Annotated in this window: 12 protein-coding genes and 1 other RNA gene; 6 read left to right on the forward strand and 7 right to left on the reverse strand. The window is 33.8% G+C overall.

Translation table 11 applies throughout. The annotated features are described in order from the left end of the window. Positions 1-19: 19 nt before the first annotated feature. On the reverse strand, positions 20-931 hold the full coding sequence (gene nusB, locus AC23L6_RS06080; protein ID WP_487561238.1) for a transcription antitermination factor NusB: 912 nt from the start codon (positions 929-931) through the stop codon (positions 20-22). A gap of 264 nt (positions 932-1,195) precedes the next feature. On the opposite strand from nusB, the gene AC23L6_RS06085 reads away from it, so the two are divergent. Both AC23L6_RS06085 and AC23L6_RS06090 read left to right on the forward strand, forming a co-directional pair. After that, positions 1,196-2,956, forward strand: a complete 1,761-nt coding sequence (locus AC23L6_RS06085; protein ID WP_487560902.1) for an ABC transporter ATP-binding protein — start codon at positions 1,196-1,198, stop codon at positions 2,954-2,956. 71 nt (positions 2,957-3,027) lie between these two features. Further along, positions 3,028-3,408 carry a PUR family DNA/RNA-binding protein gene (locus AC23L6_RS06090; RefSeq protein WP_487560901.1) on the forward strand — a complete coding sequence of 127 codons (381 nt, stop codon included), beginning with the start codon at positions 3,028-3,030 and terminating at the stop codon, positions 3,406-3,408. Between the two features lie 341 nt (positions 3,409-3,749). Here the strand turns inward: AC23L6_RS06090 and AC23L6_RS06095 are convergent, their stop codons facing one another. Together AC23L6_RS06095 and rnpB are read right to left on the reverse strand one after the other, a co-directional pair. Further along, a complete protein-coding gene (locus AC23L6_RS06095; protein WP_487560900.1) occupies positions 3,750-4,988 on the reverse strand; it encodes a cation:dicarboxylate symporter family transporter in 1,239 nt (412 codons plus the stop codon). Positions 4,989-5,015: 27 nt separating this feature from the next. Continuing rightward, an RNA gene (rnpB, locus tag AC23L6_RS06100) (RNase P RNA component class A) lies at positions 5,016-5,332 on the reverse strand. Between the two features lie 139 nt (positions 5,333-5,471). Between rnpB and dnaX the strand changes: the two genes are divergently transcribed. Further along, complete coding sequence (gene dnaX, locus AC23L6_RS06105; protein ID WP_487560899.1) at positions 5,472-6,557, forward strand: DNA polymerase III subunit gamma/tau; 1,086 nt, start codon at positions 5,472-5,474, stop codon at positions 6,555-6,557. Between the two features lie 35 nt (positions 6,558-6,592). Then, positions 6,593-7,177 (forward strand): DNA polymerase III subunit gamma/tau, encoded by a 585-nt coding sequence (locus tag AC23L6_RS06110; RefSeq protein WP_487560898.1) that lies wholly within the window; start codon positions 6,593-6,595, stop codon positions 7,175-7,177. A gap of 12 nt (positions 7,178-7,189) precedes the next feature. Here the strand turns inward: AC23L6_RS06110 and AC23L6_RS06115 are convergent, their stop codons facing one another. Genes AC23L6_RS06115 through AC23L6_RS06130 form a run of 4 tightly spaced genes read right to left on the reverse strand, consistent with a single transcriptional unit; the run spans position 7,190 to position 11,308 of the window. Continuing rightward, complete coding sequence (locus tag AC23L6_RS06115; RefSeq protein ID WP_487561237.1) at positions 7,190-7,765, reverse strand: TMEM175 family protein; 576 nt, start codon at positions 7,763-7,765, stop codon at positions 7,190-7,192. Positions 7,766-7,784: 19 nt separating this feature from the next. After that, complete coding sequence (locus AC23L6_RS06120; RefSeq protein WP_487560897.1) at positions 7,785-8,675, reverse strand: Ppx/GppA phosphatase family protein; 891 nt, start codon at positions 8,673-8,675, stop codon at positions 7,785-7,787. A 7-nt stretch (positions 8,676-8,682) separates the two neighbouring features. Beyond that, positions 8,683-10,818 carry a polyphosphate kinase 1 gene (gene ppk1, locus AC23L6_RS06125; protein WP_487560896.1) on the reverse strand — a complete coding sequence of 712 codons (2,136 nt, stop codon included), beginning with the start codon at positions 10,816-10,818 and terminating at the stop codon, positions 8,683-8,685. 4 nt (positions 10,819-10,822) lie between these two features. Continuing rightward, positions 10,823-11,308: a SixA phosphatase family protein gene (locus AC23L6_RS06130; protein WP_487560895.1), complete on the reverse strand. Its 486-nt coding sequence runs from the start codon at positions 11,306-11,308 to the stop codon at positions 10,823-10,825. A gap of 573 nt (positions 11,309-11,881) precedes the next feature. On the opposite strand from AC23L6_RS06130, the gene AC23L6_RS06135 reads away from it, so the two are divergent. Both AC23L6_RS06135 and AC23L6_RS06140 read left to right on the forward strand, forming a co-directional pair. Then, entirely contained in the window at positions 11,882-12,412 is a 531-nt protein-coding gene (locus AC23L6_RS06135; RefSeq protein ID WP_487560894.1) for a hypothetical protein, read from the forward strand. Positions 12,413-12,433: 21 nt separating this feature from the next. Beyond that, positions 12,434-16,135: beta strand repeat-containing protein (locus AC23L6_RS06140; RefSeq protein ID WP_487560893.1), on the forward strand; the 3,702-nt coding region annotated here is incomplete at its 3' end.

Raw genomic sequence — 16,135 nt, forward strand, 5'->3', positions numbered from 1 at the left:
TTACATTTCCACTAAAAGCTTACATAAGCCCTCTACCCGTTTTGACAATTTTATTGGCCGCTTGAAATTCCTTTACCAAATTGTCTAAAATTCCGTTGATAAAAATACTGCTTTTAGGCGTAGAATATTCCTTGGCAATTTCTAAATATTCGTTAATAGTTACTTTCACTGGAATAGACGGAAATTTCAAAAATTCGCATATAGCCATTTTCAATATGATGGTATCAATTTCGGCAATACGCTCTGTGTCCCAATTAGGTGTTTTATCAATATATTCTTTAGCCAATTCCACTTCGTTCAAAACTGTTTTTCGAAACAAATTGGAAACAAATTCTTTATCCTCAGTATCTTTGAACAATTTAGGCACTCTAAAACTATCATCCGAAGGCGATTTTAAAGTAGCAATTTGTTTGATAATTTGTGTATTTACAACCGGAATATCATCCACCCAAGTCAATTTATGATCCTCTAAATAGTCATACAATTTATCATTGGCAGCAATAATATCGGAAAAAACAGCAATAATAAATTGTTTATCTTCTTCAAAAGTATTGGTTCTATTGGTCATGTATTTTTTATACAACGAACTTTCTTTAATGGCTGCTTGCAACAACAAAATGTAGTCATCATTCAAGGACCAGTTGTTGATTTTTCTATCTTCTAATGCAATACTAAGCGAATTATTTTCAGAGAGTAGTTTAAAAATAGCATTATTGATAAATTTCTTGTTGGGATTTCGTTCTTCGGGAGTGGCTAGATGTTTCTCGGCTGATTTTTTTAAAAATTCAGCTTCTTTTTTACAAATTTCTATCAAAGAAGACAGCATTACCAAATACAAATCTTGGATATTTTCGATACTGAACAACAAGAATTTTTCTTCTTTTTCTATATTTTCAGAACCATTTTGGTGCATCGCATAAATGGATTGCATCACTTTAACACGAATATGTCTTCTATTTAACACTATCTAAGAACTTTTAAAAAATTAGAATTTTGAAAGGTATCTTCCATTGGGCAAAAGTAATAATTATATTGAAATCAGGAATTATTTATTGCTTTCTTTTTTATTTTGCTCTTGCTTTCAGGGATTTCTTCGTACTCATAAAAATGCCTTAAAGTTGTTTCTCGCATTCGAATTATTGCTCACAATCAAGTATATTTGTCATTCAAAAATCAATACTGTTGCCACTAGCACATGAAAGAATTACAATACCTCAATAAATATTTTGTTAAATACAAATACAGCTTTTTAATTGGTATTGTAACAACAATAGTTGCGCAGATTTTTTCACTTTTTACACCCAAATTAATCAGCAAATCGTTTCAATCTATTGAAGAATTTGCCAAGCAAAGCCACATTGATTCTTCGTTGATACAAAGGGAATTGGTTCACAATATTTTGTTGATTATCGCTACCACCATCATTGCTGGTTTTCTTACGTTCTTGATGCGACAAACCTTGATTGTGATGTCACGACATATTGAGTTCGATTTAAAAAATGAAGTCTTTCGCCAATATGAAAACCTATCGCAAAACTTTTACAAACAAAACCGAACAGGTGATTTAATGAACCGCATTAGTGAAGATGTAGGCAAGGTGAGAATGTATGTAGGACCAGCGGTGATGTACACCATCAACACCTTTATTCGATTTGCTATTGTGATTGTCTACATGTATAATGTATCGCCACGTTTGACTTTATATACTTTGCTTCCGCTACCTATTTTGTCCTATGCCATTTTCAAATTAAGTTCTGAAATCAATAAAAGAAGTACTGTTTTTCAGCAATATCTTTCTAAAGTTTCGAGTTTTACTCAGGAAATTTTCTCTGGAATTCGGGTGATAAAAGCCTATTCGCTAGAAAGTCAACATCAAAAAAACATGGAAGAGCTGTCGCTAGAAAGCAAAGCTAAAAGCATGAATCTAGCCAAAGTACAGGCTTTATTCGGTCCTTTGATGCTGGCTCTAATTGGCGTAAGTAACTTGGTCGTGATTTATTTTGGTGGGTTAATGTACATCAACGGAAGTATAAAAAGTATAGGAACTATTGCTGAGTTTATTCTTTATGTCAATATGCTGACTTGGCCTGTAGCCTCGTTAGGTTGGGTTTCATCTATGGTTCAGGAAGCCGAAGCGTCTCAGAAACGCATCAACGAATTCTTGAAAATCAAACCCGATATTCAGAACAATCATCCAAAACATTCAAGTATAGAAGGCGCAATTGAATTTAGAAATGTGAATTTCACCTACGATGATACTCATATCAAAGCCCTTCAAGACATTAGTTTTACCATTCACAAAGGAGAAACACTAGCTATTTTAGGAAAAACAGGCTCGGGAAAATCGAGTATTCTAGCACTCATTAGCCGATTGTATGATGTGACCGACGGTAAAATCCTAATTGACGGAACCGAAATTAGTCAAGTCAATTTATACGATTTACGCAACAGTATTGGTATTGTACCACAAGATGCTTTTTTGTTTTCTGACACCATAAAAAACAACATTAAATTTGGCAAAGAAACGGCCACTGACGATGAAGTCATTGATGCAGCAAAAAAAGCGGTGGTTCATGACAACATAGTCAATTTCAACTTGCAATACGAAACCATACTAGGCGAAAGAGGCATCACACTTTCGGGAGGACAAAAACAACGCGTTTCCATAGCTCGCGCCATTATCAAAGATGCGCCTATCTTGTTGCTCGACGATTGCCTCTCTGCAGTAGATACAGAAACCGAAGAAACCATCTTGAATAACCTGTTAGAATTTTGCAAAGACAAAACCACTATTATCGTGAGTCACCGCGTTTCGTCAGCAAAAAATGCCGATAAAATTATCATTCTCGACGAGGGAAAAATCATAGAACAAGGCACTCATAATCAATTACTAAACCAAAACGGCTATTATGCCACCCTCTATTTGAAACAACTTTCAGAAAAAGAATTGACCTAATTGTTGTTTTCTACAACTTTTTTTATCATTTTTGAATCGTAATTTAACGTAAACCAATTGATGGATGTATTATGAGAGAAAATGATATGTTAGAGAAAGAAGAAATTTTTTCTAAAGTTTTAAGAGCAGGAAGAAGAACCTACTTTTTTGATGTAAGAGCTACAAAGGCTGATGATTATTACATTACAATCACTGAAAGTAAAAAATTTACTGAAGAAGACGGATCCTTTCACTTCAAGAAACATAAAATTTATTTGTACAAAGAAGATTTTACTGCTTTTACAGAAATTTTAGAAGAAATGACCGCTTATGTCTTGAATCACAAAGGAGAAGAAGTAATTTCTGAAAGACACCAAAAAGATTTCAAGAAAGAATACCAAAATGAAGTTACAGAAAGTGAAACTCCAAAACTAGACAAAAGTTTTACTGATATCGAATTTGACGATATTTAATCTCTGAAAACCAATACTACAAAAAGGTCTAAAAGTCATTTGATTTTTAGACCTTTTTTTGTGTTGTATATAAATCATTACTTGATTACCTTTAAATTATTTGTAAAAAATAGTCTATTTGATAATAATACAATGCTTTATAGTATACATACAAGTTAAACGAAATTTTAGACGGCAAAATAGAAATAAATACATCAAAGAAAATATATGAAAAAGTTACTGATATTAATAATAATTAGAATTACTGCTTAAAGCGATTCTTATAAAAAACTCAAAGCGTTTACTATACAATCGTGATTATTAATATCAATTCTAATTCTTACACCAACCTACAGTTAAACTCAAAACTCCTCCAAAGTATTTTCCATATTAGGTTCAGAAAAATCATGCTCACTTTTTGAGATAACAATCGTTGCAACACTGTTCCCAATGAGATTGGTAATGGCTCTTGCCTCACTCATAAACTTATCCACGCCAAGCAAAAAAGCCAAACCTTCCACCGGTATTTTATGAATCGCCGTTAAAGTCGAAGCCAAAACAATAAATCCACTCCCAGTAACTCCAGCCGCTCCTTTTGAAGTAATCATCAAAATGCCAATGATGCTCAAGATTTCCCAAAAACTCAAATGCACATCATACAACTGCGCCAAGAAAATCACCGCCATCGACAAATATATTGAAGTCCCATCCAGATTAAAAGAATAACCCGTAGGTATTACCAATCCCACCACCGATTTACTGCAACCCATGCGTTCCAACTTCACCATAATCGAAGGCAAAGCCGCTTCTGATGAAGAAGTTCCTAAAACAAGTAAGAGTTCTTCTCGAATATATTTCAACAAATCAAGCATTCGTATTTTATAATACCGAAGAATACTACCAAGAACCACAAAAACAAACAAGAACATCGTCAAATAAACCGAAAGCATCAATTTCCCTAAAGGAATCAAAGTCGCAAGTCCAAATTTTCCTATGGTAAATGCCATTCCTCCAAAAGCTCCAAGCGGAGCGAGATACATGACATACTTCAATCCCAAAAACACGAACTTAGAAAAGCGTTCCAAAATCAAAACCGCATGATCGCGATGTTTATAAAAGTTAAGATACATCCCAACTATAATCGCCACCACTAAAACCTGCAAGGTCAAATTAGATAAAAAGAACTGTAACCATGAAAAATGCTCCGAGGCACTCTGAGTATATGTACTGGCATCTTGTAAATTCAATCCCGATTTGTCGATGCGTCCAGGTTGAAAAAGATACGCGACAACGACACCTATAGCAAGAGCCAAAGTAGAAACCACTTCAAAATAGAATAAGGACTTAAGACCTATTCTGCCTACTTTCTTCAAATCGCCTATTCCGGAAATTCCCAAAACAATCGTCAGAAAAATAATAGGTGCGATAAAAAGCTTGATAATATCCACAAAAGTCTTTCCGATGATTTCCATCTGAATACCTTTTTCAGGAAAAAAATGACCTAACAGAACTCCGGCAACAATGGCAATAAAAACCCAAAAAGTGAGATTCTTAACAATCTTGGAAGTCAAATTTTTCTTAGACTTTGAGGAGGGAGTCATACAATTATATTTTGATACATATAATTAAAAAAAAGCAGACCTGTAAGCCGGATTCTGTACCTCGCCAAGGCGGGTCCTTATCATTTATCTAGGCACGCAATTACTCACGTGCTCCATCTTTCTACCCTTCGACAACGGACGAGTCATCCTTAACTATCGATATACTTGAAATTTCACCGCATAGAGTTTACCTGGTTTCACTACAGCTTGACCTGTACATACTTTCTGTTGCACTTGTCCTTTTCCGATTGCTCGAAACGACGGGTGTTACCCGCTATGCTACTCTGTGGTGTCCGGACTTTCCTCCCCCCGCCTGGGCGGGGGACGATAAGGCGGTCTGCGGTGCAAAAGTAAGGATTTAAGAATTTAGATTAATGATTTTAGATTAACGATTGTTGATTTTTGATTTTTGATGTTGACTTTTGATATTTGACTTTTGATATTTGACTTTTTAAATCTATATTTGCTATCCAATCAAATTCTATGGAACAATTTGTAGTATCGGCTCGCAAGTATCGTCCGCAAACATTTAAAGATGTTGTGGGACAACAGGCCATTACCAATACGTTATTGAATGCCATAGAAACCAATCACTTGGCCTCTGCCCTATTATTTACTGGGCCAAGAGGTGTAGGAAAAACAACTTGTGCTAGAATCCTCGCCAGAAAAATCAACCAACCCGGTTATGATGATCCCAACGAAGATTTCGCCTTCAATGTATTTGAACTCGATGCCGCTTCTAACAATTCTGTTGACGACATAAGAAATCTAATTGATCAGGTTCGTATTCCACCACAAACAGGACAGTACAAAGTATACATTATAGACGAGGTACACATGTTGTCTTCGGCAGCTTTTAATGCGTTCTTAAAAACTTTGGAAGAGCCACCAAAACACGCCATTTTTATATTGGCTACGACCGAAAAACATAAAATCATCCCTACAATATTGTCCCGTTGTCAAATATTTGATTTCAAAAGAATAACCGTTAGAGATGCTAAAGAACATCTTGCCGATGTAGCCCAAAGTCAAGGAGTAACCTTCGAAGACGATGCCTTACACATTATTGCTCAAAAAGCGGATGGTGCCATGCGAGATGCCTTGTCCATTTTTGACCGAGTTGTTTCCTATTGCGGAAATAATTTGACAAGACAAGCCGTTACCGAAAATCTAAATGTTTTAGATTACGAAACCTACATAAACATTACAGATTTAATTTTAGCCAATAAAATTCCTGAACTATTAATGGCTTACAATGACATTCTATCGAAAGGTTTTGATGGACATCATTTTGTTTCAGGATTGGCTTCTCATTTTAGAGACTTATTGGTTTGTAAAACACCTTCGACCTTATCCTTATTAGAAGCTGGAGAACAAGCTCAAAAGTTATACGAGGTACAATCTCAAAAAGCCACACATGATTTCCTACTCAAGGGAATAGAGATTGCCAATGATTGTGATTTGAAATACAAACAATCTCAAAACCAACGTTTATTAGTCGAGCTTTGTTTGATGCAACTGGCCTCTATCACTTTTGATGGAGAAAAAAAAAAGTTGACGGATATATAATTCCTGCCAAGCATTTTTACGGTCGAGTTTTAGAAATGGCTGTTGAATCTCCAGAAATTATGGATATTCCAGTTCTAGCCCCTGTAGAAACCAAAGTTGAAAAAGTAGCAGAACCATTAGCAGAAGTTGCTCCAAAAACACCTCAAATTCCCAATCCAGAAGGAAAAGTATCGGCACTTTCTCTAGCCAGTATTCGCGCTAAAAGAGAATTACAAGAAACCACAAAATCCTTAACGAAAGAAGCGGTTCATTTACCTACAGAGCCTTTTAATGAAACAGATATGCTGTTGCATTGGAACAAATATGCTCAAAAACTGGGAGACAAAGGATATAAAATCATGGAATCCTTATTGTCTATCAATGATCCTGTGTTGAATGGTACCGAAATTACTCTTGAATTACCCAATGAAAGTTCCAAAATTGATTTTGAATCTGAAAAAAATGGCTTATTGGGCTATCTTAAAGGACATTTGCACAATCATGATATTACAATAAAAGTAATTGTGAATGAAAGCGTTGAAAATAAATTTGCATTTACCGCACAAGACAAATACAACCGATTAAAAGAAATAAATCCCAATTTGGAGTTATTACGAAAAACTTTTGACTTGGATATTTAGAGGGATTTATTCTTAATTGACAAACGCTTTTTCAATTCTTTTATCAGGAATCAACCAAATTAGAGCTACTAAAATATAGATTCCAGCAGAAATCCATTCGCAATAAAACGAAGAAGCAATAGCTATTAAGTAAAAAACTAACGAAGATTTTCCCTTCAAATCATTACCGACTGCTTTGGATAGCAAAGAATCTTTTCCATGATTTTTTATGATTGCATTTTGTAAAATCCAGTAGGCTAAGGCTGCCATGAATAAGAAAAAACCGTATAATGTCATGGTGGCTTTAGCGAAATGATTTTCACCCATCCAGCCAGTTGCAAAAGGAATTAATGACAACCAAAACAGTAAATGCAAGTTTGCCCATAGTATTTTGCCATTCACTTTTGTGGCACCATGTAGCATGTGATGGTGGTTATTCCAATAAATTCCGATATAAATGAAACTCAAAACATAACTTATAAAAACAGGAACTAATTTTATCAAATCTGAAAAATCAGCAGTTTCTGGAATTTTAATTTCAAGAATCATAATGGTAATGATAATTGCTAAAACGCCATCACTAAAAGCTTCAAGTCTGTTTTTATTCATGGTAATATAGGCTAAATCTTTATATTTTACCAAAATACATGGCTTTAATAATTCCGTCCGACAATCCTATTTTGGGAACATAAATCTTTTTAGCATTGCTCCATTTCATGGCATTGAGATAAATTTTTGTTGCCAAAACAATTACGTCTGCTCGATCAGGATTCAATCCTAACTCTGAAATTCGTTGCTCATAGGTCAAGGAATTTAAGAAATTATACCGCTTCAAAACATAGGTATAACTCAATGGTTTATCTTGCTGCTTGCCAGACATTTTGAACAGTTTGTTAATGTTACCACCAGAACCTATAAGCGTTACCGTTTCAAATTCACCACAATAGGATTTAATCCATTTTTCAATTTCTTGCCATACTATGTTGTTAACCATATCATTCAATAATCGGACGGTTCCTATTTTAAACGACTTGGAAGCAATCATTTTCCCATCAGAAAACAAAGAAAATTCCGTGCTACCACCACCTACATCTACATAAAGATAGGTTTGTTCTGTTTTTAGAAGGTAATGCAAATCGGTTGATGCAATGATAGCTGCCTCGGTTTTACCATCAATAATATCAATTTTGATATCAGCTTTTTCATTAATAATATCAATAACTTCTTGACCGTTACTGGATTCTCGCATGGCTGATGTGGCAAGCGCAACATATTTTTCGACTTTGTGGACTTTCATCAATAATTTGAAAGCCTTCATAGCATCCACCATACGATCAATATTCTCATCAGAAATGTCTCCAACAGTAAATGCATCTTGACCTAAACGGATTGGTAGTCGAACCAAAGCACTTTTGCTAAAATGAGTTTCTTTCCCTTTTTCTTCAATAATATTAGCTACCAATAATCTCATAGCATTGGAACCTATATCTATTGCAGCATACTTTTTTAATACTATCATTCTGGAGCTATTCTTTTATTATTGAATCGTTTGTTGACTGAGTTTGAGCGGAAATCTGATTTTTATTCTTATAATAATTATAGGTTTCCAACTGAGCTCTGAATACTGTATTTTGACCTCGAACTCTATATTTATTATCCAATTTTTCAGAATGATACCGCGCTTTAACATTTCCTTTCCATCCAATGTTAAAAATATCAATCAATTCTTTTTTAATACTTTCATCATATATAGGACAGGTTACTTCTACCCGACCATCAAGATTTCTAGTCATAAAATCAGCTGAGGATATGTAAACATCAGGTTCACCTTTATTTGCAAAAATGTAAATTCTAGAATGCTCCAAATAATTATCTACAATACTAATGGCTTCGATATTTTCGCTCATGCCTTTCACTCCCGGAATAAGCGAACATATTCCTCTAATTTGCAATTGAATTTTTACGCCAGCTCGACTTGCTTCATATAATTTATCAATCATAGCAAAATCAGAAACACTATTCATTTTTAATTTAATATAAGCCTCGCCACCTGCCTGTGCATTGTGAATTTCTCTATCGATTAGCTTATAAAATCGTGATCTTGTGTAATGTGGAGACACAATTAAGTGTTTGTATCGGTGTACTCTAAAATTTACATCAAAGAAATCAAAGACCTTGTCTATGTCTTTCAAAATCTGCTGATGACAAGTAAAAAGGGTAACATCCGTATATACTTTTGCGGTAGATTCGTTGAAATTTCCTGTTGAAACAAATCCGTATCGCTTTAATTTGCCAAACTCAATTCTTTCAATGACACAAATTTTGCTGTGTACTTTTAAACCTTTAATACCAAAAATAAGATTGATACCTTCAGTTTGCATTTGCTCAGCATAGTAGATGTTACTAGCTTCATCAAATCGTGCTTGAAGTTCAATTTGAACGGTAACTTTCTTTCCGTTTTTGGCAGCATTAATAAGTGAACTAACTATTTGTGAATTTCTTGCTAAACGATATAAGGTAATCTTAATTGTGGTTACTTTTGGATCTAATGCTGCTTCTCTCAGAAACTTAATTAAGTAAGAAAATGACTGATAAGGAGCATGAACCAAATAGTCTTTTACACTAATTCTTTCTAAAATACTTCCATCTAAACTCAAATCACAAACCGGTAATGGTTCATTTAATGAATACAATAAATCAAATCGACCCAAATTAGGAAAATCCATATAATCTCTTCTATTATGATATCGTCCACCAGGAATTACACTATCGGTTGAGTCAATATGCATTTTTGAAAGGAAAAATTTCAAGGTATCTTTTTCGATTTTTTGGTCATAAATAAATCGAACAGGCTCACCAATTCTTCTATCTTTTACACTTGTGGCAATTTTTTCAAGCATACTTTTACTCAAATCGCTATCAATCTCTAACTGAGCATCACGGGTAATTTTTATCATATGAGCCGAAACACTCTCATAATCAAAAATATTGAATATACTACTTAAATTGTGTCTGATAACATCGTCTAAAAGAATAATGTATTTCTTCTCGTCACTAGATGGTAAAACCACAAATCGATTAATGGTTTTTGGTATTTCTATTACTGCATAGCGAACCTCTTTCTTGGTCTTAACAATATTTAAAAGTGACTTGGAAGGCTTGGCGCCTCGCATAACTAACTTAACTGCAAGATATCCAACGGTGTCTTTCAACAATGGGAATTCTGCCAAATCATTTAGGATAATTGTTACTAATGCAGGGCTTACTTTTTGAATAAAAAAATCTTTGAGAAAATGCTCCTGTTCTTCAGAAATTTCATCCTCATTAATCATGAAGATGTTTTCCTCTTGAAGCTTTTTCTCAATAATGCTTAAAATCCTCAAACTTTCTGATTGCTGCTGAATTACTATTTCAGTAATATCTTTTAGTAATTGTTTTGCGCTGATGCCTCCCAAAACTTTTTCTCCCGAAACCCCAGACAAACTTAAACGCCTAATTGCAGCAAAACGAACTCTGAAGAACTCATCTAAATTATTGGAAAAAATTCCTAAAAAACGTAGTCTATCTAATAGCGGAACTGCTTCATCAGCAGCTTCTTGTAATACTCTAGCATTAAAAGCCAACCAGCTTTTTTCTCTATCGGTATATGAATTATTAATCATGTATTTATTTTAAATCTTTTGGGAATAGTGTTTTAATTGTTCTTCCTCTATCGATGAACTGCCAGTTGTCCGAATCAAATTTCAGAGATACAAAGCCAGATGTAGGAACATTTTCTATAAAAATGTTTCCAAATTTATTAACAAAATTTGTAATTGCCTCGTTGTGTCCAAAAAGAATCACATTATCGTACTTATTATTGAGAGATTTAACAATTCTTTCCAAGTTATTTCCGTCAAAAGTATAGAGTTCTTCTTTAAAAACAATGTTCTCAATAGGATATAAAAAATTTTGAGCAAAAATTATTGCTGTTTCTGATGCCCTTCTTGCAGGACTGCTGAATACTAAAAAAGTTTTAGGTAGAAGGCTTATTGCCTTTTTTGCCACAAGATGCGCATCTTTAATACCTCTATTATCTAATGGTCTGTCAATATCTTTGAGAGGCGCATCCCAACTCGATTTAGCGTGTCTAATAACTATTAAATTTTTCATAGCGGAGGAAATTTAATCAACTAATGAAATGTTTTTTTATCAAGCTACAATTTACGTAATTTTTGTTTCACCAGAATCAATTAATTTTTTAATCATAATTTGTTAAATAAAAGGAATCAAAATAATTTATAAACAAATTTTTATTAACACGCTTTTGTAATCTTTATCTGTAAAAATATAGTTAAAAACGTATTTTATCCGTTATTTTTGCATTTTATCGATGTTTTTTTTGGTGGATTCATTTTAATAGAATAGTTTTGAAATGTTAAAACAACTAAAATCTAAATAAAATGAAAGTACTAAAGTCTAAAACTGTAGAAAAAGTTCTAAAAAAATATCAAAATATATCCCTTAAATGTCATTTAATCTGATATTTATGTTTTTTACAGAAAAAATTATTATTAAATAGTTTTTGTAAGTAATTTGGCTCACGAAATTAACCTGGTAAAATACATCCCAAATACGAGTAATAATAATTAATAAAAATTTAATATTATGAAAACAAAAGTCCCAAACATATTTATTAACCAACTGAAAACTCTTTTTCTGTTTAAATTATCCCCAATTTTAATTATGAAACAACTAATCTTACTACTGATAGTTGCATTTTATAGTGCATCTGTTTCTGCTCAGGTTGAAAGACAGGATGGTTCACCCCAAGTCATGGAGGTGAATTCTTTCATTGCATCTTTGAAGCCCGAGGCCAACAATCTTAGTTCAAGAAAATCTGTCAATCCGGCTGCTCAGAATTTGGAAAATTTATTGTACAAGGTTCAACCTTCAATTTATTTTAATTCTGGCAATGTAAAAACCTATGGAGAAAAACCAAAAAGTTTTTTCATTGATTCACGATCTTTGAATAAAATAAGCAATTCAAATTTATTGAAAAATAATATTGAGATTGTCACCATCAAAATTAATAGTGCTACTGAATTAAGTTCAACTATTGATTTGTCTGTATTTTCAAATTTCAAAAATTTAAAATACATCTATATTGTTTCAAGCGTATCGACTACCGATTTGGCTCTCTCAAAAATGATTCGCAATTATGATGAAAAATATAGTATTTTTTATAAAATTGAAAAAGGAGATAGCAATCAATAATTTTTGATAAAAGAAAGCATTATGAAAAATTTATACATTAAAGCAATCGAAAGCAAAATTCAATACTTAGTTGTATTACTTGTTTTTCTCCTTGGAACTACAATTAAAACAAATGCTCAAGTTAGAGTTAATTTTGCTCAAAGAACCTCACAATATACTCCTTCTAAAAAGATTTATAATGTGAAAGGGGATTTTACCATGTTAGGAAATACGTGTTTAACACCTCAAAACTACGGTGATAATACAAACAATAACGGTCAATACATGACTTACGTTGACACTGATGGAGATCCAAATACTTTTAACTCCTCATCAGCTACCTTAGCGTTATCGACTGAAAACGGAGCAATTCCAAGTTGTTCTAACATTGTGTACGCAGGTTTGTACTGGACTGGTAAATCATCAAGTAATAATACGTTTAACGTTACTCGACAAGTTCCTAACGGCACGGAGTCTATTAATAACAACCTTACCGCCACTCATAACCAGAACATAACCAATACCAATTATTCGTTATCTATCACGAGAAACAATCCAAATCCGAGTGGAACCAATACAAGTCCAGTCTTTACGTTTTCAGGAAATGGAAATACCTACGTATTTAGTTATACCAACAATGCAGCACCAGCTAAAGTAACGCTCTCTGTCAATGGAGGAACTGCAGTAAATGTGCCTGTAACCATTGTAACTTCTGGTTCTACTGCCACTGCAACTCTTACCACTCCCTATACCATTGTTGATGGGACGGTAACTATAAAAATCAATAGTTTAGTACGAAGTACAGCCATAAATTTATCAACTACAGACACTAGAAATTCATCGTCTGCCTTGGTAAATGTTTCTGGTACTATCCAGTCGTTTACAACGATAACAAAAAATTATGATAAAAGAGTAATCTCATTAAAAGGCCCTAACTCTTCTTCTTACACAAAATTTACAGCATCTGCAAGTGATATTTATTATCCAACTGGAGGTGCTGATGATAATATATTCTCTGCTTACAAAGAAATTACTGACTACGTACGAACTAACGGTATTGGAGAATATTTTGCAGCTGACATGGCATTATTGGAAGGTAATGTTAGCGGAACTGGATACTCTGGCGGCTGGGGTATTATTGTAGTCTATGAAAATGCGAAAATGAAATATCGCGACGTAACTATTTTTGATGGATATGCCTATGTTCAAGCTAGTAACTCATCAGGTTTTACACTACCTGTTTCAGGATTTAATACTGTTCAAGCTGGAAATGTAGGAGTAAAACTTGGTTTAATGGCTAGTGAAGGTGACGTTGCATTTACTGGTGATTACTTTCAAATCCAAAAAAATAGCGATGCTAGTTATTTAAACTTAAACCATTCCGGAAATTCTTCAACAAATTTCTTTAACTCGTCAATAAATACAGGGGGAGCTTTCAGAAATCCTTCATTACAAAATAATACGGGTATCGACATTAGCATGTTTAATGTTCCTAACCCTAGCAACTCCGTTATTGGAAACAACCAAACATCAACTAATTTTAAATACGGAACTAGTGGTGACACTTATTCTATATTTGCTATTGCAATGGCTGTTGATGCTTATATTCCAGAGGTTGAAGGAGTTATATCTGCTACAAGTATAAATAATGTCCCTGTAACTTCTCAACCTTACACTTCATTACCTGGGCAAGAAATTGCATTAAATATTGATGTAAAAAACTTAGGTACAGAGGCAATTAACAATTATAAATTAATTGTTCCAATACCTTATAATGCTACATATGTAACAGGCAGTGCCGTAGGAACAGTATTATTCTCTCCTCTTCCAACTCCTAACAATGTATATTTTGATGCTTCTTTAGGAGCAACAGGATCTATAGTTTGGGATTTCGGAAAATTACCATTACCTGTCAATCCTAGTACGCTTTTAGGGAAATTAAGTTTTAAAATAAAAGCAACACTTGACTGTCAAATTTTGAGTAATTCAAGTTGTGGTAGTAAAATTGTTATTGATGGTACATCTAGCGGTGTTGGTGCAACTACAGGTATTACATTTAGTGGAACGAAGGTTATTCAAGGTTACACCCAAAATGGAACCTGCGTTGGACAACCTATTTCAGAATCAATAAACGTTGGTATAAATGGTGCTGACTATGTAGCAACAAATTGTCAAAATGCGCCTTTAGTTAGAAACTTTTCATATTGCAACGGAACAAATGTTGTATCTCCAACAGAAATCGCATCTAATTTCCCAATTGGAACATTATTTTATGATTCGTTTCCTGTAACAATGAATTCCGTTCAGTATACTGCAAACAATCCATTCCCACTAATAGATGGTTCAACTACTACCTATTATGCAGTACCTCCGGGTAATTCAGGTTGTAATTTCCCATTTACTATTGCAAAATGTAAAAAAATAATTGCTAACGATGATTCTGGATCTCCTGTAAATGGATTGACAGGTGGTACTTCATTTTCAAATGTATTGGTAAATGATACATTAAATGGTATATTGGTAACTCCTTCTCAAGTAAGCCTTAGCTTCGTAAGTGCTACTAATCCTGGAGTTAAATTAAGTGGAAGCAATGTGATTGTTGACCCAGGTACTCCTGAGGGTTCATATACTTTGACGTATCAAATATGTGAAATTGGTAACCTAACAAATTGCGATACCGCAATAGTTACTGTTACTGTAACTAAATCTATTATTGTTGCTCAAGATGATAACATATCAGGGGGTAACGGTTTAATAGGAAATTCAAATGCTGGAAATGTTCTATCAAATAATGGAAATGGTGCTGACACTTTAAATGGTAACCCAGTAGCTATTAACCAAGTGAATTTAACAGTAACAAGTCCTGCGACACCTATCAACGGAGGTTCTGTTCCTGTTATTGATGTTACAACTGGTCAAATTAGTATTCCTGCTGGTACTCCTGCTGGGAACTACACCATAGTTTATCAAATCTGTGAAAAATTAAACCCAACAAATTGTGATCCTGCAACTGTATTTATTACAGTAACCGCTTCTGCTATTATCGCTCAAGATGATATTATAAACGGAGGTAACGGTTTAAATGGAAACTCAAATGCTGGAAATGTTCTGTCAAATAATGGAAATGGTGCTGATACTTTAAATGGTAATCCAGTAGCTATTAACCAAGTGAATTTAACAGTAACAAGTCCTGCAACTCCTATAAATGGTGGCTCTATTCCTTCTGTTGATATAACAACAGGTCAAATAAGCATTCCCGCTGGAACACCTGCTGGAAACTACACCATAGTTTATCAAATCTGTGAAAAATTAAATCCTACAAATTGTGATTCTGCCACTGTTTACATTACGGTGTCAGCTCCAGCAATAGCAGCTGTTGATAATGAATATTCAATAGAATGTTCTAGTTCATCAACATTAGGTAATGTTCTTCAAAATGATTTATTAAATGGATTAGCTTTTTCATCTGACAAAGTCAATTTATCATTAGTTTCTGGTGGAAATCCAAACATTAATTTAGATACAACCACTGGTAATATTTCAATTATCAATAATGGATTAACTGTTGGTCAATATACTTTGGAATATAAAATCTGTGAAAAATTAAATCCAAATAACTGTTCAACAGCAAATATTACAATTACTGTTAATGATACAACTGCTCCTATTGCTCCTGCTCTTGCTGATGTAACTGGGGAATGTGAAGCCTCTGTAACTGCTCCGTCTGCTCAAGATAATTGTGCG

It is taken from the genome of Flavobacterium sp. R1_16, from assembly GCF_057652095.1.